This window comes from Blastococcus sp. CCUG 61487 (genome assembly GCF_005222955.1).
Classification (GTDB): Bacteria; Actinomycetota; Actinomycetes; order Mycobacteriales; family Geodermatophilaceae; genus Blastococcus.
Genome location: NZ_LWUA01000243.1, coordinates 36,585 through 58,161 on the forward strand (window position 1 = coordinate 36,585; position 21,577 = coordinate 58,161).

28 protein-coding genes are annotated in these 21,577 nt (G+C 74.1%); 20 read left to right on the forward strand and 8 right to left on the reverse strand.

Features of this window, described 5'->3' with window-relative positions; all coding sequences use genetic code 11:
* Positions 1–5 precede the first annotated feature (5 nt).
* A complete protein-coding gene (locus A6V29_RS14150; protein WP_212719408.1) occupies positions 6–290 on the forward strand; it encodes a hypothetical protein in 285 nt (94 codons plus the stop codon).
* Here the strand turns inward: A6V29_RS14150 and A6V29_RS14155 are convergent.
* Positions 287–457 (reverse strand): DUF1059 domain-containing protein, encoded by a 171-nt coding sequence (locus A6V29_RS14155; protein ID WP_137160886.1) that lies wholly within the window; start codon positions 455–457, stop codon positions 287–289. The two genes, A6V29_RS14150 and A6V29_RS14155, sit on opposite strands and share 4 nt — an antisense overlap.
* A gap of 142 nt (positions 458–599) precedes the next feature.
* Here A6V29_RS14155 and A6V29_RS14160 point away from each other — a divergent pair, with 142 nt between their 5' ends.
* The 10 genes from A6V29_RS14160 (at position 600) to A6V29_RS14205 (ending at position 9,179) form a co-directional block, all read left to right on the forward strand.
* Positions 600–1,250, forward strand: a complete 651-nt coding sequence (locus A6V29_RS14160) for a class I SAM-dependent methyltransferase (protein WP_137160887.1) — start codon at positions 600–602, stop codon at positions 1,248–1,250.
* An 81-nt stretch (positions 1,251–1,331) separates the two neighbouring features.
* The gene (locus tag A6V29_RS14165) at positions 1,332–2,000 is read left to right on the forward strand and encodes a prepilin peptidase (RefSeq protein ID WP_137160888.1); all 669 of its coding nucleotides are present in this window, start codon (positions 1,332–1,334) and stop codon (positions 1,998–2,000) included.
* A gap of 230 nt (positions 2,001–2,230) precedes the next feature.
* Positions 2,231–2,467 carry a Flp family type IVb pilin gene (locus tag A6V29_RS14170; RefSeq protein WP_249933230.1) on the forward strand — a complete coding sequence of 79 codons (237 nt, stop codon included), beginning with the start codon at positions 2,231–2,233 and terminating at the stop codon, positions 2,465–2,467.
* A gap of 135 nt (positions 2,468–2,602) precedes the next feature.
* Positions 2,603–3,040, forward strand: a complete 438-nt coding sequence (locus tag A6V29_RS14175) for a TadE/TadG family type IV pilus assembly protein (RefSeq protein ID WP_249933231.1) — start codon at positions 2,603–2,605, stop codon at positions 3,038–3,040.
* A complete protein-coding gene (locus A6V29_RS14180) occupies positions 3,028–4,029 on the forward strand; it encodes a pilus assembly protein TadG-related protein (protein WP_137160890.1) in 1,002 nt (333 codons plus the stop codon). Before A6V29_RS14175 ends, A6V29_RS14180 begins: the two co-directional genes overlap by 13 nt.
* Positions 4,030–4,034: 5 nt before the next feature.
* Positions 4,035–4,688 (forward strand): Flp pilus assembly protein CpaB, encoded by a 654-nt coding sequence (gene cpaB / locus A6V29_RS14185; protein ID WP_137160891.1) that lies wholly within the window; start codon positions 4,035–4,037, stop codon positions 4,686–4,688.
* Between the two features lie 3 nt (positions 4,689–4,691).
* Complete coding sequence (locus A6V29_RS14190) at positions 4,692–5,885, forward strand: CpaE/TadZ family protein (protein ID WP_137160892.1); 1,194 nt, start codon at positions 4,692–4,694, stop codon at positions 5,883–5,885.
* Complete coding sequence (locus A6V29_RS14195) at positions 5,882–7,357, forward strand: TadA family conjugal transfer-associated ATPase (RefSeq protein ID WP_170977874.1); 1,476 nt, start codon at positions 5,882–5,884, stop codon at positions 7,355–7,357. Before A6V29_RS14190 ends, A6V29_RS14195 begins: the two co-directional genes overlap by 4 nt.
* Positions 7,357–8,295 (forward strand): type II secretion system F family protein, encoded by a 939-nt coding sequence (locus tag A6V29_RS14200; RefSeq protein ID WP_137160893.1) that lies wholly within the window; start codon positions 7,357–7,359, stop codon positions 8,293–8,295. The genes A6V29_RS14195 and A6V29_RS14200 overlap by 1 nt, the downstream gene beginning before the upstream one ends.
* Positions 8,295–9,179, forward strand: coding sequence for a type II secretion system F family protein (locus A6V29_RS14205; RefSeq protein WP_137160894.1), 885 nt, complete (start codon positions 8,295–8,297; stop codon positions 9,177–9,179). Before A6V29_RS14200 ends, A6V29_RS14205 begins: the two co-directional genes overlap by 1 nt.
* Positions 9,180–9,261: 82 nt before the next feature.
* Here A6V29_RS14205 and A6V29_RS14210 read toward each other — a convergent pair whose 3' ends face one another.
* The gene (locus A6V29_RS14210) at positions 9,262–9,597 is read right to left on the reverse strand and encodes a DUF8129 domain-containing protein (RefSeq protein WP_137160895.1); all 336 of its coding nucleotides are present in this window, start codon (positions 9,595–9,597) and stop codon (positions 9,262–9,264) included.
* Positions 9,598–9,737: 140 nt separating this feature from the next.
* Here A6V29_RS14210 and A6V29_RS14215 point away from each other — a divergent pair, with 140 nt between their 5' ends.
* The 3 genes from A6V29_RS14215 to A6V29_RS14225 all read left to right on the forward strand — a co-directional run bounded on the left by A6V29_RS14215 (position 9,738) and on the right by A6V29_RS14225 (position 11,626).
* Positions 9,738–10,862 carry a baeRF2 domain-containing protein gene (locus A6V29_RS14215; RefSeq protein WP_137160896.1) on the forward strand — a complete coding sequence of 375 codons (1,125 nt, stop codon included), beginning with the start codon at positions 9,738–9,740 and terminating at the stop codon, positions 10,860–10,862.
* A 12-nt stretch (positions 10,863–10,874) separates the two neighbouring features.
* On the forward strand, positions 10,875–11,105 hold the full coding sequence (locus A6V29_RS14220; protein WP_137160897.1) for a hypothetical protein: 231 nt from the start codon (positions 10,875–10,877) through the stop codon (positions 11,103–11,105).
* Positions 11,106–11,185: 80 nt separating this feature from the next.
* Positions 11,186–11,626 carry a ChaB family protein gene (locus tag A6V29_RS14225; protein ID WP_137160898.1) on the forward strand — a complete coding sequence of 147 codons (441 nt, stop codon included), beginning with the start codon at positions 11,186–11,188 and terminating at the stop codon, positions 11,624–11,626.
* A 22-nt stretch (positions 11,627–11,648) separates the two neighbouring features.
* Here A6V29_RS14225 and A6V29_RS14230 read toward each other — a convergent pair whose 3' ends face one another.
* Together A6V29_RS14230 and A6V29_RS14235 are read right to left on the reverse strand one after the other, a co-directional pair.
* Entirely contained in the window at positions 11,649–12,971 is a 1,323-nt protein-coding gene (locus tag A6V29_RS14230) for a M24 family metallopeptidase (protein ID WP_137160899.1), read from the reverse strand.
* Between the two features lie 58 nt (positions 12,972–13,029).
* Positions 13,030–14,166: a GGDEF domain-containing protein gene (locus A6V29_RS14235; protein ID WP_249933232.1), complete on the reverse strand. Its 1,137-nt coding sequence runs from the start codon at positions 14,164–14,166 to the stop codon at positions 13,030–13,032.
* A gap of 127 nt (positions 14,167–14,293) precedes the next feature.
* Between A6V29_RS14235 and A6V29_RS14240 the strand changes: the two genes are divergently transcribed.
* From A6V29_RS14240 to A6V29_RS14255, 4 genes are all read left to right on the forward strand, one after another.
* Entirely contained in the window at positions 14,294–14,476 is a 183-nt protein-coding gene (locus A6V29_RS14240; protein WP_137160900.1) for a hypothetical protein, read from the forward strand.
* 71 nt (positions 14,477–14,547) lie between these two features.
* A complete protein-coding gene (gene npdG, locus A6V29_RS14245) occupies positions 14,548–15,243 on the forward strand; it encodes an NADPH-dependent F420 reductase (protein ID WP_137160901.1) in 696 nt (231 codons plus the stop codon).
* Entirely contained in the window at positions 15,243–15,527 is a 285-nt protein-coding gene (locus tag A6V29_RS14250) for a DivIVA domain-containing protein (RefSeq protein WP_137160902.1), read from the forward strand. Before npdG ends, A6V29_RS14250 begins: the two co-directional genes overlap by 1 nt.
* A gap of 89 nt (positions 15,528–15,616) precedes the next feature.
* Positions 15,617–16,036 (forward strand): DUF2784 domain-containing protein, encoded by a 420-nt coding sequence (locus tag A6V29_RS14255; protein WP_249933233.1) that lies wholly within the window; start codon positions 15,617–15,619, stop codon positions 16,034–16,036.
* On the opposite strand, the gene panB is transcribed toward A6V29_RS14255, so the two are convergent.
* From panB to A6V29_RS14275, 4 genes are read right to left on the reverse strand one after another with little or no spacing between them, the layout of a single operon-like run.
* Complete coding sequence (panB, locus tag A6V29_RS14260; protein ID WP_137160903.1) at positions 15,963–16,793, reverse strand: 3-methyl-2-oxobutanoate hydroxymethyltransferase; 831 nt, start codon at positions 16,791–16,793, stop codon at positions 15,963–15,965. The two genes, A6V29_RS14255 and panB, sit on opposite strands and share 74 nt — an antisense overlap.
* The gene (locus A6V29_RS14265; protein WP_249933234.1) at positions 16,790–18,622 is read right to left on the reverse strand and encodes an NAD+ synthase; all 1,833 of its coding nucleotides are present in this window, start codon (positions 18,620–18,622) and stop codon (positions 16,790–16,792) included. The genes panB and A6V29_RS14265 overlap by 4 nt, the downstream gene beginning before the upstream one ends.
* A gap of 50 nt (positions 18,623–18,672) precedes the next feature.
* Positions 18,673–19,227 (reverse strand): GNAT family N-acetyltransferase, encoded by a 555-nt coding sequence (locus A6V29_RS14270; protein ID WP_249933235.1) that lies wholly within the window; start codon positions 19,225–19,227, stop codon positions 18,673–18,675.
* Positions 19,228–19,259: 32 nt separating this feature from the next.
* Entirely contained in the window at positions 19,260–20,249 is a 990-nt protein-coding gene (locus A6V29_RS14275) for a universal stress protein (RefSeq protein WP_137160905.1), read from the reverse strand.
* 99 nt (positions 20,250–20,348) lie between these two features.
* Here A6V29_RS14275 and A6V29_RS14280 point away from each other — a divergent pair, with 99 nt between their 5' ends.
* Positions 20,349–20,804, forward strand: coding sequence for a MarR family winged helix-turn-helix transcriptional regulator (locus tag A6V29_RS14280; protein ID WP_170977875.1), 456 nt, complete (start codon positions 20,349–20,351; stop codon positions 20,802–20,804).
* A gap of 30 nt (positions 20,805–20,834) precedes the next feature.
* On the forward strand, positions 20,835–21,524 hold the full coding sequence (locus A6V29_RS14285; RefSeq protein ID WP_137160906.1) for a helix-turn-helix transcriptional regulator: 690 nt from the start codon (positions 20,835–20,837) through the stop codon (positions 21,522–21,524).
* Positions 21,525–21,577: the final 53 nt, after the last annotated feature.

Below are 21,577 nucleotides of genomic sequence, written 5' to 3' on the forward strand. Positions count from 1 at the left end.
GCGCCATGGGGCAACGAGGTCGAGCAGGACAGCTCAGCAGGAAGGACCGCCCGGTCGTCCTGGCCCGTCCACTGGAGGTCCGGGCCGTGGCCGTCCGCGCGCTGGCTCTCGGCGCCGCGTCGGCCGGCGCGTTCGCGGTCGGCGCGCTGGCCGTCGGAGCAGCGGCGGTCGGCGCGCTGGCCGTGGGCCGGCTCGCGATCGGCAGCGCCCGGATCCGCCGTCTCCGGGTGGACCGGCTGGAGGTCGGGGAGCTCGTCGTCACGCGGACGACGGGAGCATCTCCGGCCTAGGTGTCGCGGACGAGCGCCCGCAGCTGCCCGGCCATCTCCGGGGTGACGCGCAGGCCGTGGACCTCCTCCGCGTGCGGCCGGGCCTGGGCCATCACCTCGTCCATCGTGTCCCCGCGCACGACGGCCTCGCAGTCGAATCCGGCGTCGCGGCACCTGAGTTCCTTCACTGTCGCCTCCCACGGTCGGCACGACGGCACCACCATGGCCCTACCGGTTCCGCGCTGCCAGCCCTTCGCGCGCCGGACTCGACGGCCGGGGGTCTGGCTCGGCGCGCGGTGACCGTGGCAGGTTGACCCCGGAGGTGGGGTCATGAGTCCTCGCGGGCGCCAGGCGACCGTGCACCACCCGCTGTTCGCCCGGTGCTACGCCCGGCTGGCGACGGCGATGGAGGCACAGGGCGCCGCCGACCTGCGCGACGAGCTGCTCCAGGACACCACCGGCCGGGTGCTCGAGGTCGGAGCCGGCAGCGGAGCGAACTTCGCCCACTACCCGCGGGGTGTCGACCAGGTCGTGGCGGTCGAGCCGGAGGCATACCTGCGCGAGCTCGCCGAGCAGGCGGCGGCCCGGGCGCCCGTGCCGGTCACTGTCGTGGACGGCCTCGCCGAGCAGTTGCCCGTCGCCGACGGGAGCGTGGACACCGCGGTCCTGAGCCTCGTGCTGTGCAGCGTGCCGGACCAGGCCGCCGCCCTGGCCGAGGTCCACCGCGTGCTGCGCCCCGGCGGCCGGCTGCACTTCTGGGAGCACGTCCGCTCCGAGCGGCCCCGGCATGCCCGCATCCAGGGCGTGCTCGACGCGACGGTCTGGCCGCGGCTCGGTGGCGGCTGCCACGCCGCCCGCGACACGGCCTCCGCGATCGAGGCGGCCGGCTTCGGCGTCGAGCGGATGCGACGCTTCCCGTTCCCCGAGCGGGGGCTCACGCCCACTCGGCCGCAGATCCTGGGCGTCGCGATCCGCCCCTGACCCGCCGCGGTCTCCTCCGCAGGGGGAAGACGGAGGCGCGCTCGGCTCCTGTGCCGGCGGCGCGTTGCCGAGACAGGATGTGTGGAGTCGGTGATCGCCCTGCTCGTCGTCGCGGTCTGCGGCGCCCTGGTGGGCGGAGCCGTGGACCGGGTGGCCCACCGCGGCCCGTGGAGGTCCGGCAGCGAACCCTCCGCCACGTCCGCGGCGTGGACGGCGCTGGCGGGAGCGGCACTGTTCGCCGCCGTCGTGCTGCGCTTCGGCTTCTCCGCGCAGCTGCCGGCCTGGCTGTGGTTCGCCGCGCTCGGCCTGCTCCTGGCGGTCGTCGACCTGCGGACCACGCTGCTGCCCAACCGCCTGCTGCTCCCCGGAACCGGCGTGGCGCTGGTGCTGCTGGTCGGAGCCGCCGCGGTGGACGACGCGTGGCCCGACCTGCGCCGCGCGGTCCTCGCCGCCGCCGCCTCCTTCGCCGTCCTGCTGGTGATGGCGCTGATGGCGCCGTCCGGCCTCGGCATGGGCGACGTCAAGCTCGCCGCCCTGCTCGGGTTGATGCTGGGCTGGCTGTCCGGGCCGCTGGTGATCACCGGTTTCCTGCTCGGCTTCGTGGCCCAGGCACTCGTCGGGCTGGGCCTCCTGGCGACCCGCCGGGCCGGGCGCCGTACCGAGCTGCCCTTCGGTCCCGCCCTGCTGCTCGGCGCGCTCGCGGCCGCGCTGCTCAGCGGCGAGTGGATCGGCCTGGACCAGCTCGTCTGAACCCTCGGACGTGACTCTCCGTCACCGGGTCGAGCGATCGGTGGACACCCGATCCGGTGGGCCGAGGCCGCCCGCGACCGGGTGCAGCCCCCCGGACGGAGGTCCCCCCTCGGGGTGACGGCGACCCCCGCACCTCTATCGCCCCGTGTGGCAGCGCCCGATCTTGGTGGAGCCGCGACCCCGGTCACCACGGCCCGATCAGTCGACGGCGGACCTCCTAGGAGATCACCGTGATCAACCCGCTCATCGCTCTGCAGCTGCTCGGCTACATGGCCCAGGACCGCCTGCAGGCCGTCAAGAACGACGAGAAGGGCGCGACCGCTGTCGAGTACGCCCTGATCGTCGCCGCCGTCGCCGCCGTCATCGCCGGCGCGATGGTGATCTTCGGCAACAAGATCACCGGGCTCTTCAACGGCATCTCGCTGGGTGGTGGCGGCGGCACCGGCGGTGCTGGCGGCGGCAGCTGACCCACAGCACCCCGGGTCGTGGTCGGCGGCGCGGTCGCTTCGTGGCGACCGCGCCGCCCCACGCCCCCGCGTCACCCCATGCCCCCGGGTGACGCCGCAGACCCCACCACCGACACACAGGAAGGAGCCCGCGAGGTGTCCAGCCCGATCCGCACATCCGCTTCCGGTCGACGCCGGATCGCTGCCCGCCTGCTCGGCGAGCGCGGCGCGGCCGCCGTCGAGTTCGCGCTCATCGCGCCGGTGCTCCTCCTCCTGCTGCTCGGCATCGTCGAGTTCAGCAAGGCCTTCCACGACCAGGCGTCGCTGTCCGCGGCGGCCCGCGAGGGTGCCCGCGCGATGGCGCTCGGCAACACCCCGGCCGAGGCTCGCGCCGCCGTCCGGTCCGCCGCCAACGGGCTGTCCCTGACCGACGCGCAGATCACCCTGTCGCCGGCGAACTGCACCGCACTGGTGAACGGCAAGCCCGCGACCATCACCGTGACGGTGCGGCACCACCAGACCTTCGTCGCCGGGCTCCTCGGCGGAGCCGGACTCGACCTCACCGGCAAGGCGGCCATGCGATGCGGCGGCTGACCTTCCGCAGCTGGCGCGAGCGTGCTCGCGACGAGCGCGGCGCGGTGGGCGTGATGGTCGCCCTCATGATGGTGCCGCTCCTGGGCTGCGCCGCCATCGCCATCGACGTCTCGGCGCTGCGCTCCGAGCAGCAGCAGCTGCGCAACGGGGCCGACGCCGCCGCCCTGGCCATCGCCACCGACTGCGCCTGGAACGACTGCGGCGACACGGCCGCGACGGCCGGCTCGCTGGTGACCCGGAACTCCGGGCAGGTCGGCGCCACGCTGGCCACCCCGTCGGTCGCCGTCGACCTCCCCGGCAAGGCGGTCTCGGTGACCGCCCGTGCCGCACAGCGGCACTGGTTCGCGCCGGTCCTCGGCCACGACTCCTCCACGGTCTCCGCGACCTCCACGGCAGCGTGGGGCGGCATCAGCCGCGCAACGGCGGACATGCCGGTCGCGATCTCGCGGTGCCACTACGAGAAGCTGGCTCGCGGCGCGGCGATCACGCTCTACCCGGGCGAGGCCGGCGTATGTGGCACCGGCTCGTCCGCCGTGCCGGCCCTCATCTGGCTGAACACCGGTACGACCGCGTGCAAGGTCAGCAACGTCGCGGTCGGCGCGACGCTGTCCCGGTACGTGCCCACCAGCCGTACCGACATGCCCACCGCCTGTCGCCCCAGCGGGATGAGCTTCCCGCTGAGCAACATGGTCGGCAAGCAGGTGCACATCCCGGTGTTCGACCAGGCCACGGCCACGTCAGCTCCGACGGTGTACGGCTTCGTCGCCTTCGACGTCGACGACGTCAAGGTCAACGAGCGCTCCTTCAAGGTCACCAACTGGTGGCAGTTGATCCTCTGGATCATCGCCTGGTGGTTCGACCGCCTGCCCGAGGACCACGGCTTCAAGGCGATCGGCTCGATCGGTACGTCCGTCGTCCTCTCCGACGCCCCCGTCCAGAACCCGGCTCCCGACCTGGGTGCCCGGGCCGTCTTCCTCACGGAACGGTGATTGCCATGCAACGTCGAATCCTCGCCGCGGTCGCGGCCTTCGTGCTGGCTGCGGTCGGTGCGGTGCTGCTGATCGACTACGTCGGCGGCGCCGACGACCGCGCCCGGGCCGACGAGGAGACCATCGAGATCCTCGTCGCGCAGGCGGACATCCCGATCGGGACGCCGGCCAACCAGCTGGCGGCCAAGGTGAAGCTCGAGCCGGTTCCGGAGCGCCTGCTGCGCGGCCGCGAGGACGCGATCAGCGACCTCGCCGAGCTCGGCGAGCGCCGGACCGCGACCGCCATGCTGCAGGGCGACTATCTCAGCGAGGCCCGGTTCAGCGAGGCCACCGCCAAGACCCGCGACGACGGCCGGGAGCAGCTCAGCCTGACCCTGGACGCGCAGCGGGCCGTGGGCGGCAACCTGAGCGACGGCGATCGCGTCGCCGTGTACCGGACCAGCACCACGCCGGACGGCGCGAGGACGACCGAGCGCCTCTACGACGACATCCCGGTCACCCGGGTCACCGAGCTCGACAGCTCCGCGGTCGCGGGCGGTGCCGTCACCGTCACCCTGGCCCTGGACGAGGTCGAGGCGGCCACCGTCATCGCCGGCATGCACGACGGCTCCATCTGGCTGTCGCTGGTCGACGCCGCCACCTCGAGCAAGGAGGACTGACCGATGAGCCAGGTCCTGATCATCGGCGCGGACACCGCGCTGGAGCAGCAGTTCGCCCGGGCGACCGACGGCGACCTGGTGCACCTCACCGTCGAGCACCTCGAGGTCCACGGCGGGCTGCTGGCCCGGATCGAGGAGGCCGGCTTCCCCAACGTCGTCGTCCTCGGCCAGGACGTCGCCCTCGAGCGGGCGCTCCAGCTGACGCAGGCCGTCGACCTCGCCCGGCCGTCGACCAGCGTCGTCATCGTCGCCGAGGCCGACGCCGACCTCTGGGTCACCGCGATGCGCGCCGGCGTGCGGGACGTCCTCACCCCGGACGCGTCGCTGGCCGAGATCACCGGCGTCCTGGAGCGTGCCGAGGAGCGCGCCCAGACCCGGCTGCAGGCCACCATCCAGGAGACCTCGCGCCAGCCCGACCACCGGCTGATCGTGGTCGCGTCGCCGAAGGGCGGGGTCGGCAAGACCACCGTCTCGACGAACCTGGCCGTGGGGCTGGCGCAGTCCGGGGTCGGGTCGACCGTGCTGGTCGACCTGGACATGCAGTTCGGCGACGTGGCGAGCGCGCTCGCCCTCGTGCCGGACTACACCCTCCCGGACACCGTGCACGGCGCGGCCAGCACCGACCCGCTGGTGCTCAAGACGTTCCTCAGCCGGCACCCCACGGGGCTCTACGTCGTGGCGGGCAGCGACTCGCCGGCCTCCGGCGACGCCGTCTCCGCCGAGCAGGTCGCCCGGCTGCTGGACACGCTGGCCCACGAGTTCCGGCACGTCATCGTGGACACCGCCCCCGGCCTGTCCGACCACACCCTGGTCGCCCTGGAGCGGGCCACCGACCTGGTGCTCATGAGCAGCGGGGACGTGCCCGGCGTGCGCGGGTTGCGCAAGGAGCTCGACGTCCTCCGGGAGCTGGCGCTGGTGCCCGAGGAACTGCACCTGGTCCTCAACATGACCGACCCCTCCAACGGCCTGTCGCTCGCCGACGTCGAGAAGGCCGTCGGCGAGCCCCTGGACATCGTGCTGCCGCGCAACTCGTCGGTCTCGCTGTCCACCAACACCGGCGTCCCGCTGCTGCAGGACAGCAACCGCGACGCCGTCAGCCGGGGGCTGCGCGAGCTGCTGGCGCGCTTCCTGCCCGACACCGAGGAGCGCTCGACCGGCCTGTTCGGCCGGCTGCCGTTCCGGGTGGGTGCCCGGTGAGCCTCAACGAGCGCCTGGCCGAGGCGCGAGGGGAGCAGGCGCTGGGCCCCGATCCGGTCCGGCTCGCCCGCGAGGCGGCGGCCGAGGAGGCCAAGAGCCTGGCGGCCCGCGCGGGCTCGGTCCCGAAGCAGCGGGGCGACGGAGGCTCCGCCGCGACCGAGGTCAACGCGCGGGGGGAGGGGCTCAACCGACTCCGGGAGCGGGCCACGCTGGCCCTCTTCGACCGGCTGGGCACCAAGCTCAACGACCCGAACCTGCCCGAGGAGCAGCTGCACGCGCTGGTGCGCGCGGAGCTGCAGCGGGTGCTGGCCAACGAGCAGACCCCGCTGACCGCCGAGGACCGCCAGCGGCTGAGCGCCGAGGTCGTCGACGAGGTGCTGGGCCACGGCCCGCTGCAGCCGCTGCTCGACGACCCGACGGTCAGCGAGATCATGGTCAACGGGCCCGACATGGTCTACGTCGAGCGCGCGGGCAAGCTCTCCCGGTCGACGGTCTCCTTCGCCAACGAGGAGCACCTGCGCCGGGTCATCGAGCGCATCGTCTCCCGCGTGGGACGCCGCATCGACGAGTCCTCGCCGCTGGTGGACGCCCGCCTCGCCGACGGCTCCCGCGTCAACGCGATCATCCCGCCGCTGGCGTTCGGCGGTTCGTCGCTGACGATCCGGAAGTTCAGCCGCAAGCCGTTCCAGGTCAGCGACCTCGTCGCCTTCGGCACCATGTCGCCGGAGATGGCCGAGCTGCTGCGCGCCTGCGTGGAGGCCCGGCTCAACATCGTCGTCTCCGGCGGTACCGGTACCGGCAAGACCACGCTGCTCAACGTGCTGTCCTCGTTCATCCCCGCCAACGAGCGGATCATCACGATCGAGGACGCCGTCGAGCTGCAGCTGCAGCAGGACCACGTCGTCCGGCTGGAGTCCCGGCCGGCGAACATCGAGGGCAAGGGTGCCGTGGGCATCCGCGAGCTGGTCCGCAACTCGCTGCGCATGCGCCCGGACCGCATCGTCGTCGGTGAGGTCCGCGGCGGGGAGAGCCTGGACATGCTCCAGGCGATGAACACCGGCCACGACGGCTCGCTGTCGACGGTGCACGCCAACTCCCCGCGCGACGCGGTGTCCCGGCTCGAGACCCTCGTGCTGATGGCCGGCATGGACCTGCCGCTGCGCGCGGTCCGCGAGCAGGTGGCCTCCGCCGTCGACGTGATCGTGCAGATCAGCCGGCTGCGCGACGGCACTCGCCGGGTCACCCACGTGACCGAGGTCCAGGGACTGGAGGGCGACACCGTCACGCTGCAGGACGCCTTCCTGTTCGACTACTCGGCGGGCACCGACCTCAACGGCCGGTTCCTGGGCAAGGCCGTCCCCACCGGGGTGCGGCCGCGCTTCGCCGAGCGGTTCGCCGACCTCGGCATCTCGCTGTCTCCCCGCGTGTTCGGGGCGGCGACGGAGCGGCCGCGGATGCGGGGGGCCGGCTGATGGACGGCCTCGTGCTCGTCGGCCTGCTGTGCGTCGGGGCCGCGCTGCTCATCGCGGTCGCGCTGCTCATGGGCGCCGGCCGGGCGCGGGTGTCGCTGCACCGCCTCGACCCGAGCGCCGCTCCGGCGGCGTCGCGGCTGGCCGGAGCCCTGCAGGACGCCACCGCGGTGGCCGACCGGCTGCTCCGGCGGGTCGGTCGCCAGCACCTCCTGGAGCAGGCGCTCGAGCGGGCCGGCATCACGCGCCGGCCGGCGGAGGTCGTCGTCCTCACGGCGGCCGGCGCCGTCGTCGCCGCGCTGGTCGGCGGCGTCCTGGGCGGCCCGCTGCTCGCGGTGCTGTTCGCGCTCCTGGCGCCGCTGGTCGCGAAGGTCGTCGTCGACAGGTACCGCAGCCGGCGGCAGGCGGCGTTCGTCGACCAGCTCGACGACACGCTGCACCTGCTGGCCAGCAGCCTCCGCGCCGGGCACAGCGTGCTCCGCGCCGTCGACGCCGTCTCCCACGACGCCCAGGCGCCGACGTCCGAGGAGTTCACCCGGGTCATCAACGAGACCCGCGTCGGGCGCGACATCAACGACGCGCTCGAGGAGGTCGCCGAGCGGACCGGGAGCCAGGACTTCGCCTGGGTCGTCCAGGCGATCGCCATCCACCGCGAGGTCGGCGGCAACCTGGCCGAGGTACTGGACCGGGTGAGCACCACCATCCGCGAGCGCAACCAGATCCGGCGGCACGCGGAGTCGCTCTCGGCGGAGGGCCGGCTGTCCGGCGTGGTCCTCATGGCCCTGCCGATCCTGGTGTTCGTCGTGCTGAGCATCGTCTCGCCCAACTACACGGCGTCCCTCACCGGCACCGGCTCGGGCCGGATGCTGCTCGTCCTGGCCGCGGGCCTGCTGACAGTCGGCGGCCTCTGGCTGCGCTCCACCGTGAAGGTGAGGTTCTGATGCCCGCGACAGTGGTCCTCGGCGTCCTCCTGGTCGTCGTCCCCGCCGCCTTCCTGGTCAACCAGGCGCTCGCCACGTCCGGCCGCACCCTGGCCATCGCGCGGCGCAACCTCACCCGGGGCCTCGGCGCCCGGGTGCTGGAGGTCGGCTCGCTCGAGTCCCGCGGCACCGGCCTCGACGCGCTGCTCCGCGTGCTGACCCCGGACCGGGCGGCGGCTCGCATGCGCCGGCTGATCGGGCTCGCCGGGTTCGCCGGCGGACGCGGGATGAGCCGTGCTCTCTGGTCCAAGCTGATCGCGGCCACCGGCGGCGCGCTCATCGGGCTGCTGCTCGTCGCGGCGAGCCCGGGACTGCTCACGCTGGTGCTCGCCGTCGGCCTCGCCGCCGGCGGGTACTTCGTGCCCGACCTGGTCGTCTACGGCCGGGGCGTGGAGCGCCAGGACGCCATCCGCAGCGCGCTGCCCGACACCCTCGACCAGATGACCATCGCCGTCGAGGCGGGCCTCGGGTTCGACGCCGCCCTCACCCGGGCGGCCGCCAACGGGAAGGGCCCGCTCGCCGAGGAGCTCACCCGGACGCTGCACGACATCACCGTGGGACGCCCCCGCCGGGAGGCGTACACCGCGCTCGCCCAGCGCACGGACGTGGAGGACCTGCGCCGCTTCGTCGCGGCGGTCAACCAGGCCGACTCCTACGGCATCGCGGTCTCCGACGTGCTGCGGGCGCAGGCGGAGGACCTGCGGGACAAGCGACGTCAGCGCGCCGAGAAGAAGGCGATGGAGATCCCCGTCAAGGTGGTCTTCCCGCTGATGGCCTGCATCCTCCCGGCGCTGATGATCATCGTCGTCGGGCCTGCGGTCATGGAACTCATGCGGGTGCTCTGACCACCGCGAGATCTGCACACTCGGGGCTGTCGGCGCACCGAAGACCCCGAGTGTGCAGATCTCGTTCCTGGAGTGGCTGCCCTCAGCGCGGCTGGGCGGGGTTGGTCGGGTCGCCGTGGGACGGCGGGTTCACCGGCGGGCCGCTGGTCGCGGAGGAGACCGGCGAGCCGGCCGCGGTGTGCGACGGGTCGTCGGCCGCCGGGGCGGCGGGATCACCGCCGGAGGGCTGCTCGCCGTCCTCCAGCCCCTGGAGGCGGTGCTCCATCATCCGCACCACCTGGATGCGGTTGGCGTGGCTCCGCTCGTGGGCGAGCAGCGTCCGGAGCCCCTGCGCGTCCAGGGTGCGGATCCGCGAGGTCAGCCCTCCCGCCGGCAGCTGGTCGTAGTCGGGAATCGGCAACTGGTCGTGCGCGGTCATGCGGGTCGGCCTACCCCCGGTCCCCGCGATCGACACCGGGTGTGAGGGCACGGGCGGTGGGTAGGCGGGTGGACGTCGTGCCGCGCCCCGGTCGTCGGGTGTCGCGTCCGCCACCCGATCCGAGGAGTTGCCCCGCCGTCATGGATGTGTCCTTCCTGCAGCCGGTCTTCGCCGCGCCAGGGCCGTACGCCACGGTCTGCGCCGACGTCACGCACACCACCGAGAGCGCCGACGCCGAGCTGGACCTCCGCGTCCGGGCCCTCACGGAGAAGCTCACCGAGCAGGGCGCCCCGGAGGTGGTCCTCGACGCGGTCCGCAGCCGGCTGCTCGAAGGCAACGAGGGCGGTCAGGCCGGCACCCTGCGCGGCCGCGCGCTCGTCGTCGCCTCCGACGGCGCCGTGGTGCTGGACGAGGTCCTGGCCGCGGCACCGGGCCAGGAGACGGCGGTCTGGTCGCCGCAGCCCGACCTGGTCCCCGTCCTGCGCCAGCTGGCCGGGCGGGTGCCGCACGCGATCGTGATCGGCGACCGGGTCGGCGCCGACATCGTCGTCGTCGGTGACTCCGGCGAGGTCGAGGAGAAGCAGGTCGACGGCGACACCTTCCACATGCAGAAGGTGAAGGTCGGCGGCTGGGCGCACAGCACCTACATGAACACCGCCGAGAACCGGTGGGAGGAGAACCTGGGCCTGGTCGCCGACGAACTGGACTCGATCGCGCGCCGCCTCCCGCTCCGCTTCGTCCTCGTCGCCGGTGACGTGCGCGCCCGCCAGATCCTGGCGGACAAGGCAGCCCCGGCGTGGTCGGACCTGCTGGTCGACACCGACGAGGGCGGCCGGGCGGCCGGCGCCGATCGCGAGCCGGTGGCACGGCGCGCGGCGGAACTGGTCGCCGAGCACGAGGCGCGGCACATCGCCGAGAGCGCCGAGAAGGTCCAGGCCTCCGCCGCGCACGGGCTGTCGGTCACCGGGACCGAGCACGTCGTCGAGGCGCTGCGCAAGGGCCAGGTCGAGACGTTGCTGCTCACCGAGGACCTGGGAGGCGCCACGCTGCTGGTCGGCCGCTCGCCGCTGGAGCTCGGGGTGAAGCAGCAGGACATGGACGCCCTCGGCACGCACGGCGACGTCGTGCCCGCCGACCGCGCGATGCTCGAGGCCGCGGTGGCCAGTGCTGCCGACGTCGTCCTCGTCCCCGCCTCCGAGATCGGCGGGGCACCCGCGGCCGCCATCCTGCGCTACGCCCACGACTCCACCGACCAGGCACGGTGAGCAGGGACTGAGATGACGACGCAGAAGAAGCCCAGCCCCGAGGCGCTGGCCAACCTCACCGAGGCGAACGTCGGCACCCGCGCGGAGCTGCTGCCGGAGGAGGAGGCGATGCGCGGCAGCGGCATGGAGAAGGTCGCCGCCGAGGTGATCCTCGCCGAGTCGGAGGAGCGCACCGTCAACGCCGATCCGGACGACGCCCAGGGCGGCCACCGGCAGTCCTCGGACACCGCCGACCTGCCCTGACCCCCTGATCGGGTGGCGCGGATGTGATCGTGCTGAGCCGCCCGGGTAGGGGTCGCGCCAGCATCCGAGGAGGAGAGGTCATGCCGAAGACCACGAAGAAGGGCGACGCCAAGAAGTCCGAGCTGCCCAGCACCTTGCAGCGCTCGCCGAAGAAGGCGCAGCGGACCTTCGCCAAGGCGCACGACTCCGCCGCCGATGAGTACGGCGACGAGCGCCGCGCCAACCAGGTCGCGTGGGCTGCGGTCAAGCACTCCTTCGAGAAGGTGGGTGACCGCTGGGAGCCGAAGGAGGGCGGCAAGAAGGGCCCGTCGGACGAGCAGGCCAAGGGCGGCCGGGGGACGAACAAGGCGACCAAGGGCGGCGTCGACGCCAACGCGTCGAAGGACCACCTGAGGAAGATCGCCAAGAAGCTGGACATCTCGGGGCGCTCGACGATGAAGAAGAAGGAACTGGTCGACGCCATCCAGAAGGCCAGCACCAAGAAGACCGCCGACGCCCGCAAGAAGTCGAAGAAGAAGTAGCGCTCGTCGTCCCGGTCGGCGGTCAGCCGGCCGGGACGACGATCAGCTCGGTCTGCCGGCCGTCGAGGTACTGGACGCCGGCGTCGGTCACCGCGATGCCCTGCTCCAGGCCCATGCGCACGCACTGGCCGTCCCACTCGGGCACCGACCCGCGGACGGCGAGCTCGAGGGCGTAGACGGTGTCGACGTGCACCGGATGGTCGCCGGCTCCGGGGACGCCGTCCTGGGCGTCCCACTGCCCGATGGCCGGGCCCGCCCCGTGGCCGTGCACCCCGACCGGGTGGGAGTAGACGTCGGCGACGATGCCCTCGTCGGCGGCGGCCTTCCGGGCGGCTGCCAGCACCTCGTTGCCGGTCCGCCCCGGCACCAGCCTCGCGGTGGTGAGGTCCTGCATCCGGTTGCCGACGGCCAGCAGGTCGGTCAGCCCGCGCGGCGCCGCCGCCTCACCGGGCCGCAGCACGTAGGCGTTGCGCTGGGTGTCGGTGTGCAGGCCGAGGCTGGTCAGCCCGACGTCGCAGTGCAGCAGGTCACCGGGCTCGATCACCGCGTCGTACGGCACCGCCGGCAGCAGCGTGCCGCTCTGCTCGGCCAGCGGCACGCCGGCGCGCTGGAGCGCCACCGAGGGCTGGAACCACGGCTCGACGCCGAGGTCGTGCAGCCGCTGGCGCAGCCACCAGGCGACGTCGAGCGCGGTGGTGCTCCCTGGCACGACGACGGCGGGGGAGAAGGCCTCGGCGATGACCTCGTGCGCCAACCTGTTGAGGGCGTGCAGGGCGGCGATCTCCTCGGGGAGCCGCGTCTCGAGCCAGCCGACGGCGAGCGCCTCGGCGGAGACCAGGCGGTCGGCGTGCGGTCCGAGCGCCGCCACGAGCAGGCGGTGCTCGGTGTGCGCGAGCCCGTCGGCCAGGGCGAAGTCGGTCGAGACGTCGATGCCGATCCGGGCGGGGCGGGCCTGCTCGACGAAGCGGCGCACCACGCCCCACTCGTCGTCCGGCCCGTCGACGTCGTCCCTGCCCCCGAGGCCGCCGCCGACCGCGGCGGCCGGGAGGAACTGGCCCACGGGGTACCGGGAGACCGCGGCCGGCGTGACGCCGTCGTCGCTGCGGTGCAGCAGGAGGATCGTGCGCCGCCGGGCGGACAACCAGGTCGCCGGCAGGAGGGTCGCGAGCACCGGGTCCTCGTTGTACTCGCGGCCGGCCACGATCCACAGGTCGATCCCGGCCCGGTCCATGAGCCCGGGCAGCAGGTCGAGCAGCCGCTGGGTCAGCCAGCGGTCCCGCACGTCGGCCTGCTCCCGGAGCGGCAGGGGCACCGTCCGGGTCGGGTCCGGCGCGTCGAGGGGCATGGGCACAGCGAAACAGAGAACCGCCCGCTGCACCCGGTGAGGCCCGAGCAGGAGGCCGTCAGCCGTGCGGCTGCGCCGGGGTGGGCTCCTCGGGCCGGGGCGGCCGGGCGCGCGGGATGTCGGCGGCGACCACCACGCGGTCGCGTCCGGTCCGCTTGGCCTCGTACATGGCGGCGTCGGCCCGGTCGATGAGCCGCCACAGGGCGGCCGCCGGCTCCTCGCCGTCGACCGGCCGGGCCAGGGCCAGCCCCACGGAGGCGGTCACCCACGGGCGCCGGTCGCCGGCCGTGGCGACCGCCGCACGGAGCCGCTCGGCCAGCTTGCGGGCCTCGGTGAGGTCCGCCACGGACCCCAGGGCCACCAGCTCCTCGCCCCCCGTGCGGGCCAGGACGTCGGTGGGCCGCACCGCCGCCGACAGCGCCCGTGCGACGGCGCCCAGGACGGAGTCGCCGGCGGCGTGCCCGAACTGGTCGTTGAGCCGCTTGAAGTGGTCGAGGTCGAGCACCACCGCGCTCAGGTGGCTGCCCTCGCGGCGGGTCTGCCGCCACAGCCGCGGTGCCTGCTCGACCAGGTACCGGCGGTCGTAGAGGCCGGTGAGCGGGTCCAGCCGGCTGAGGTCCTCGGTGGCGACCAGCAGCCGCTCGACCCGTCGGCGCAGGACGAACACACCGATGGCTGCGGCGTTCAGCATGCCGGCGCTCATGCCGGCCTGGACGACCAGCCCGGCGTTGCTGTCGTAGCTCGGGGCCAGTGCGGCGAAGCAGACCGCGGTCGTGACGGCCAGGTGCACGCACAGCGGCCGCACGTCCAGGAGGCAGGCCGCGGCCAGCGCGGGGAACAGCAGCATCAAGGGCGTCGCGTAGCGCAGGGGTTCCTCGATGCACAGGACGATGACCAGGTAGGTGAGGTCACCGAGCAGCACCATGGCCAGCGTCTGCGCGCGGCCGGCCCGGCCGCGCACGACCAGCTGTGCGCCCAGCAGGAACAGCAGCACCATGGTCGCGGCGTAGGCCCAGCGGAGCCCGCCGTCGCGGAGCACCCCGTCGAGGAGCAGGTTCACCGAGCCCATGAGCGCGACGAGCAGCAGGAGGGCCGCGAGCGTGAACGCGGCCACCCGGCCGTCCCAGCCGCGCAGCGCGCCCGGCCCGGTGGGCGGCCTCCCGACGTCGACGGTGGTCGCGTGCCGGCCGGTCACGGCAGCAGGATGCCGCACGTCCGGGCTTTTCGGGGCCCTCCTGCGCGCCGCCCCGGATCAGCTGTGCCGAACCGGGCGGTGACCTATCCTGCTGGGGACCGCGAGCCGTTCCGGAGGGGAGCCGAGCATGGCCCAGGGGCCCTGGTTCTACTGCCTGAAGCACCGCGCCGTCGAGCCGCGGGACGGGTGCGCCGAGCGGCACCGGCTCGGCCCCTACGAGACCCGCGAGGAGGCCGAACGCGCGGTGGAGTCCGTGGCCGAGCGCGAGGAGCGGCTGGAGGCCGAGGACCGCGCCTGGCAGGGCGACTGAGGCAGGCCGCCGGGCTCCCGGCATGATCGACGCGGAGGGCCGGGCCGTCCGGCGCCGGGAAGGGGGCTGACGTGACCGAGGGTCGTGCGGTGGAGGAACTGGTCGTCGGGATCCTGGGCGGCACCGGGCCGCAGGGACGCGGGCTCGCCGTACGCCTGGCCGCGGCGGGGCAGCGCATCCTGCTCGGCTCCCGGGACGCCCAGCGCGCCGCCGAGGTCGGCACCGAGGTCGAGAGCCGGGCCTCCACCGCCGCCGCGGGCGCGCGGGTGTCGGTGCAGGGCGGTTCGAACGCCGACGTCGCGGGCGCGGCGGACCTGGTCATCGTCGCCGTCCCGTTCGCCGGGCACGCCGACACGCTGCGCGAACTGGTCGAGCCGCTCGCCGGGAAGATCGTCGTCGACTGTGTCGTGCCCATGGGGTTCGACGAGCTCGGCGCCTACGTCATCGACGTCGAGGAGGGCAGCGTGGCCCAGCAGGCGGCCGCGCTGCTGCCCGACTCGCACGTCGTCGGCGCCTTCCACCACCTCTCGGCCCGGCTGCTCGAGGACCTCTCGAAGCCCACCATCGACGGCGACGTGATGGTGGTCGGCGACGACCGCGCCTCGATGGACACCGTGCAGGCGCTGGCCGGGCGGCTGCCGGGCATGCGCGGCATCTACGCCGGCCGGCTGCGCAACGCCCGCCAGGTCGAGGCGCTCACGGTCAACCTCGTCTCGGTCAACCGCCGGTACAAGGTGCACGCCGGCATCCGCGTCACCGACGTCTGATGCCGGGTGCCATCACGGCCGACGAACTCCGGGCGGTACGGCTCGGTACGCCCGGCTGGGGAAGGAAGGGCTACCGCACCGAGGAGGTCGACGACTTCCTGGCCCGGGTGGCCGAGGCGCTGACGGCGCTGGCCCTCCGCCGGGCGCCGCAGCTGACCGCCGACGCGGTGCGCGACGTCCGGTTCCGGAAGCAGGGCTTCGGCCGCGGGCGGGGATACGACGAGGACCAGGTGGACGAGCTCCTCGACCGGATCGAGGCCACCTTCCGCGCGGCCGCCGGCTGACGATGTGCGCCCGCGGCGCGTTCTGCCGCGAGGAATGCGCCGCGGCCGCACACTGATCGAGCCGGTCCGGGTCCGGCACACTGGCAGACGTGCTGGTGCTCGCCTCCGGGGTGGCCGCCCTGCACGGGCTGGCCGTCCTGTTCATGCTCACCGGGGCGCTGCTCGCGCTGCGGTGGCCCCGGCTGCTGCTGCTCCACGCGCCGGTGGCCCTGGCGATCCTCGCCGTCAACCTGGCCGGCGCCGACTGTCCGCTGACCGACCTGGAGCTCTGGCTGCGGGAGCGGGCGGGCGCGCCGGGTTACGCGAACGGGTTCCTCGGCCACTACCTCCTCGACCCGCTCGGCCTGGACGTCGACGCCGCCGCCACGCAGCTCGGCATCTACGTGACGGCGTTCGGCCTCAACGCCCTCGGCTACGGCCTGCTCGCGGCCCGGGCTACTCGAAGGAGTGCTCGGGGCCGGGGAAGGTTCCCCCGAGGACCTCGTCGGCGTACTCCTGCGCCGCTCTGAGCAGCTCGCCGCGCAGGTCGGCGTACTTCTTCACGAACTTCGGTACCCGGCCGCCGTTCAGCCCGGCCATGTCCGGCCAGACCAGCACCTGGGCGTCGCAGTCCGGCCCCGCTCCGATGCCGATCGTCGGGATGGTCAGCTCCCTGGTCACCTCGCCGGCGATCGCCGCGGGCACCATCTCCAGGACGACGGCGAACGCCCCGGCCTCCTGCACCGCGCGGGCGTCGGCGAGCAACTGCTCGGCGCCCGCCCCGCGGCCCTGCACCCGGAATCCGCCCAGGGCGTGCTCGCTCTGCGGGGTGAAGCCGATGTGCGCCATGACCGGGATGCCCGAGTCGTGCAGCAGCTCGATCTGCGGCGCCACCCGCTCGCCACCCTCGAGCTTGACGGCCTGCGCCCCGCCCTCCTTCATCAGCCGGACGGCGGTCGCGAACGCCTGCTGCGGGCCCGACTCGTAGGACCCGAACGGCAGGTCGGCCACGATCAGCGACCGCTTCGTCGAGCGGGTCACCGCCTTGGTCAGCAGCAGCATGTCCTCGACGGTCACCGGGACCGTGCTGCTGTGGCCCATGACGACGTTGCCCGCGGAGTCGCCGACGAGCATCACCGGGATGCCGGCCTCCTCGAAGATGGCCGCGCTGTAGGTGTCGTAGGCGGTGAGCATCGCCCACTTCTCGCCCCGCTCCTTGGCCTGCTGCAGGTGGTGGATGCGCACCCGCGCCGTCGAGGTCCCGCCGTACAGCACCGACTCGCTCACTGCTCTGCTCCTTCGCGCACGGTGGGCAGGGTCTCCCGCCACCTGTTGGTGATCGGCAGCCGCCGGTCGCGACCGAAGGCCTTGAGGCTGATCTTGGTACCAGGGGCGGACTGCCGGCGCTTGAACTCCGCGCCGTCGACCAGCCGGAGCACCCGGGCCACGACCTCGGGGTCGTGCCCGCGCTCGAGCAGCTGGGCCAGGCCGAGGTCCCGGTCGACGTAGTCGGCGATGACCGCGTCCAGCACCTCGTAGGCCGGCAGCGAGTCGCTGTCCTGCTGCCCGGGGGCGAGCTCGGCCGAGGGTGGCTTGTCGATGGAGTTCTGCGGGATCGGCTCGGTCTCGCCGCGCTCGCGGGCCCAGGCGTTGCGCCACCGGGCCAGCTCCCAGACCAGCGTCTTGGGCACGTCCTTGATCGGGGCGAACCCTCCGGCCGCGTCGCCGTAGAGCGTCGAGTAGCCGACGGCCACCTCGCTCTTGTTCGACGTCGCGAGCAGCAGGTGGCCGTGCTGGTTGGACAGGCCCATGAGCAGCGTGCCGCGCACCCGGGCCTGCAGGTTCTCCGCGGCCACCCCGCTGAGCTCGACGGCCTGCTCGTACGCCTCGACCATCGGCGCGATCGGGACGACCGAGTAGTGCATGCCCAGCCGCGCCGCGGAGTCCTCCGCGTCGGACAGCGAGTGCTCGCTGGACCACTTCGACGGCAGCCCGACGCCGTGCACGCGGTCAGGACCCAGCGCGTCGACGGCGATCGCGGCGACCAGCGCCGAGTCGATGCCCCCGGACATGCCGAGCACGACCGACGGCATGCCGTTCTTGTCGATGAAGTCGCGCAGGCCGAGGACCAGCGCGCGCCAGACCTCCTCGGTGTCGCCGAGCGGCTCGGCGACCGTCGCGGGCCGCCGCGCGAACGGCGGCACCGGCTCGTCCGAGACGACGTGCCGGGTGACGGTCATGGGGCCGATCCGGCCCTCGGCCCGGTCGGGCGCCGACGAGGGGTCGATGTCCAGGTCGACGGTGGCCAGGTGCTCGACGAACTGCGGGGAGCGCGCCAGCAGGGTGCCGTCGGCCGCGACGGCCATCGAGTCGCCGTCGAAGACCAGCTCGTCCTGCCCGCCCACCTGGTTGCAGTACAGGATCGTCGCCCGCGCCTCGGCGGCGCGCCGCCGGACCAGCGGCAGCCGCAGGTCGTCCTTGGCCCGCTCGTAGGGGGAGGCGTTGGGGGAGACGACGAGGTCGACCCCGGCCCGCCCCGCGACGCCGCACGGGCCGCCCTCCACCCACAGGTCCTCGCAGACCGTCAGGGCGATGTCCACGCCGTGCAGCCGGACGACGGGCAGCTCGGTGCCGGGCACGAAGTAGCGGGCCTCGTCGAAGACGCCGTAGTTGGGCAGGTGCCGCTTGTAGTAGCGGGCGACGACCTCGCCGCCGAACAGCAGCGCGGCGCCGTTGCGGGGTGCGCCGCGGCGCGGGTTGGCGTCGCCGGGGCGGTCGTCGGTCGGCGGCTCGTCGACCGGCGCCGGTCCCGCGCCTCGCGTGTGCGCGAGGTACCCGACGACGACGGCGATCCCCCCGAGGCCCTGGTCGGCCAGGTCGGCGGCCAGCTCGACCAGCGTGCGCTCGCTGGCGTGCGCGAACGACTCGCGCAGCACCAGGTCCTCCGGCGGGTAGCCGGTGAGCGTCATCTCGGGGAACACCACCAGGTGCGCCTGCTCGGCGGCGGCCCTCGCCGTCCACCGCACCACGAGATCGGCGTTGCCCCGGAGGTCGCCCACCCGGGTGTCCACCTGGGCCATCGCCACCCGTAGCTGCACCGGCTGCTGATCGGTCACGTGATCAGTCTGGTCGTCGGCCGGGGGAGGAGGCCAGGCGAGGGGGTCGATCACTCCGCGAGGAACCGGCGCTGCGCCTCCGGCGACCAGAAGGCGACCGACTTGGGCCGGAGTCGCGCGCCCAGCCGCTGGTAGAAGCGCTGGGCGGCGACGTTGTCCTCCCGGATCTCCCAGCGGACGACGAGGTCCTCGTCGGTCGCCAGCCGGGCGAGCTCCGCCATCAGGAGCCGGCCGAGGCCCGCGTCGCGGTGCTCCTCGGCCACGTACAGGTCGTCGAGCGCGAGGACGTCCTCGCCGCGCCAGAGGTGGAACTTCCGGACGGCGCTGACGTACCCGACCGCGCGGCGGTCGTGCTCGGCCGCGTCGTGCTCGGTCGCGTCGTGCTCGGCCGCGTCGTGCTCGGTCGCGTCGTGCTCGGCCACCAGCACGATGACGTCCGGCCGCGCCAGCGCCGCCGTCCACGCCGCGAGCGTGCCGGCGTCCCGCGGGTCGTCGCCGTTCTCGGCGGCCAGCGCGCGCACCATCGCCAGCACCACATCGGCGTCGGCGACGGTGGCCCGGCGCACCGGGGCGGCGCCGGAGGGCGGGGTGGAGCGAGCGGGCACGCCGGCCATCATCGCGCAGGGGAGGGCCAGGACTACCCGCGTGCCTGGCTCCGGGCCCGGACCACCGCCACGGGCCCGGCCGCCCTGTCGACCACGGCGCGGCTCACCGACGGCGCGGCGCGACCCGGCCGGCGCTCCCGCGACCCGACCACGACGAGCGCCGCACCCACCGAGGCCGCCACCAGCGCGGTGACCGGATCACGGCGCACGACCTCGATCCGGAGCGGCACGTGCGGGTACAGCTGCCGCCACCGGCAGACCGCGTCCTCGACGAGGGAGGCGGCCGCTGCCTCGCTGGTGGCGGGGCGCGGGGCCCGGGAAGCGGATGGGAGACCGGGGATCCAGGCGTGCACCGCGGTGACCGGGAGGCCGCGCTGCGCGGCGGTCCGGAAGGCGTAGCCCACCGCGTCGGCGCAGGTGAGCCGGTCGACGCCGACCACCACGCGGGCCCGGGGATCGGTCGGCGGAGTCGGCGAGGGGTGGACGACCGCGACCGGACAGCTCGCGGCCGCCGCGAGGCGCCAGGTGAGGGGACGGCGCAGCAGCCGCGCCGCCGTCGTCGGGCGTGCGTCCAGCCGTCGGGAGCCGACGACGAGCAGCCGCGCGGTCCGGCTCTCCCGCAGCAGCAGGCGGCGGGGCGAGTCGCGCACGGTGCTCGCGCAGATGTCGACGTCGGGAGCGATCGAGCGAGCCCGCGTCAGCGCCGCGTCGACGAGCTCGGTGGCCGCGGCCTGGGGCCCGCCGATGTCCGCGACGGTGGGCACCACCCCGAGCGGGTCGACGACGAGCGGGGACCTGAACGCGTGGACGACCCGGAGCGGACACCGCAGGGCCGCTGCCTCGCCCGCTGCCCACGTCAGCGCGGCCGCGGCCGCCGGTTCGTCGTCCAGCCCCACCACCACAGGGGCGGCGAGCCGCTCGAACTCCCGGGCCAGCGGCCGCAGCGAGCGGGTGAACTCGGCGTCGGCGAGCAGGGTGGCCTCGAGCCGGCGCATGGTCCGTCGTTCGCCGTCGCTGAGCACGAGCGCCTCCTCGGGGGCCGGCAGGCACGTGGATACATCGTAACGCGATATTTACTGCGATGGAGGGTCGGCGCGGTCGGCGCGTGGTCGAATGCATCCGTGGTCGAGCAGGAGAACCCGCATCCGGCGGCTGCGCTGAGCAAGCAGGAGTTCGAGGCGCTCGCCCGCTTCCGGTTCGGCATCCGCCGCTACCTGCGGTTCAGCGAGGAGACGGTGCGGCGGTACGGGCTGACCCCGCAGCAGTACCAGTTGCTGCTGGCTCTCATGGGCTTCCCGGAGCGGGAGTGGGCCACCGTCCGGGAGCTGGCGGAGCGCCTGCAGCTGCGCCACCACAGCGTCGTCGAACTGGTCGACCGCGCCCAGGGGCAGGGCCTGGTCGCGCGGGTCGCCAACCCCGACGACGCACGGTCGGTGCGGGTGCTGCTGACCCCCGAGGGGGAGCGCATCCTCGGTCGGCTGAGCGCGCTGCACCGCGAGGAGCTGCGCCGGCTGGACAGCGCCCTGACTCCTCCCGACTGGGGGTCGCGCGTCCCGGACGGCTCCGAATCTGTATGACCGACGTCCGTCGGTCGTAGAGTCCGCGGCATGGCTGATCGCGATGCGCACGTCGCCGCGGTCGCGGCCCTCGCCGAGCCCACCCGCCGCCGGCTGTACGAGCATGTCGCCCGCTCGCCGGAACCCCTGAGCCGGGACGACGTCGCCGGCGCCACGGGCGTGCCGCGGCCGACCGCCGCGTTCCACCTCGACCGACTGGTCGCGGACGGCCTGCTGGACGTGCACTACGCGCGGCGGTCCGGACGGACCGGGCCCGGGGCGGGCCGGCCGGCCAAGCTCTACCGCCGTGCGGAGTCCGCGGTTGCGGTGTCCCTGCCGCCGCGGCAGTACGACCTGGCCGGTGATCTGCTCGCGTCGTCCGTGGTGGAGGCGGAGCGGTCGGGGGAGCGGCCGGCCGCCGTGCTGGCGCGGCGGGCGTTCCAGCGCGGCCGCGAGCTGGGGGACGGGACCTCCGGGACCGACCGCGCGGCCGCGCTCCGGGTGCTGGAGGAGGCGGGCTTCGAACCGCGGGCCGACGGCGAGGCGGTCGTGCTCGCCAACTGCCCGTTCCACGTGCTCGCCCAGCAGTACACCGAGCTGGTGTGCGGCATGAACCGCCGGTTCCTGGAAGGCGTGCTCGACGCGGTCTCGGACGCCGGGCTCACGGCGTTGCTCAGGCCCGAGCCGGGCCTGTGCTGCGTCCGCCTCGAGCCGTCGGAGGGACACGCCGCGAACTGTTGACAAGGGTGTGACGTGGGTCTCTACTTCTAACCATCATTGGTTTTAGAAGGAGC

Coding starts and splice junctions, on each gene's coding strand:
- A6V29_RS14230 (WP_137160899.1), bottom strand. CDS start 12,971: ATGCCCCTCGACGCGCCGGACCCGACCCGGACGGTGCCCCTGCCGCTC.
- A6V29_RS14285 (WP_137160906.1), top strand. CDS start 20,835: ATGGCTGATCGCGATGCGCACGTCGCCGCGGTCGCGGCCCTCGCCGAG.
- A6V29_RS14210 (WP_137160895.1), bottom strand. CDS start 9,597: ATGACCGCGCACGACCAGTTGCCGATTCCCGACTACGACCAGCTGCCG.
- A6V29_RS14150 (WP_212719408.1), top strand. CDS start 6: ATGGGGCAACGAGGTCGAGCAGGACAGCTCAGCAGGAAGGACCGCCCG.
- A6V29_RS14250 (WP_137160902.1), top strand. CDS start 15,243: ATGCCGGGTGCCATCACGGCCGACGAACTCCGGGCGGTACGGCTCGGT.
- A6V29_RS14160 (WP_137160887.1), top strand. CDS start 600: ATGAGTCCTCGCGGGCGCCAGGCGACCGTGCACCACCCGCTGTTCGCC.
- A6V29_RS14200 (WP_137160893.1), top strand. CDS start 7,357: ATGGACGGCCTCGTGCTCGTCGGCCTGCTGTGCGTCGGGGCCGCGCTG.
- A6V29_RS14205 (WP_137160894.1), top strand. CDS start 8,295: ATGCCCGCGACAGTGGTCCTCGGCGTCCTCCTGGTCGTCGTCCCCGCC.
- A6V29_RS14240 (WP_137160900.1), top strand. CDS start 14,294: ATGGCCCAGGGGCCCTGGTTCTACTGCCTGAAGCACCGCGCCGTCGAG.
- cpaB (WP_137160891.1), top strand. CDS start 4,035: ATGCAACGTCGAATCCTCGCCGCGGTCGCGGCCTTCGTGCTGGCTGCG.
- A6V29_RS14215 (WP_137160896.1), top strand. CDS start 9,738: ATGGATGTGTCCTTCCTGCAGCCGGTCTTCGCCGCGCCAGGGCCGTAC.
- A6V29_RS14225 (WP_137160898.1), top strand. CDS start 11,186: ATGCCGAAGACCACGAAGAAGGGCGACGCCAAGAAGTCCGAGCTGCCC.
- A6V29_RS14180 (WP_137160890.1), top strand. CDS start 3,028: ATGCGGCGGCTGACCTTCCGCAGCTGGCGCGAGCGTGCTCGCGACGAG.
- A6V29_RS14220 (WP_137160897.1), top strand. CDS start 10,875: ATGACGACGCAGAAGAAGCCCAGCCCCGAGGCGCTGGCCAACCTCACC.
- A6V29_RS14190 (WP_137160892.1), top strand. CDS start 4,692: ATGAGCCAGGTCCTGATCATCGGCGCGGACACCGCGCTGGAGCAGCAG.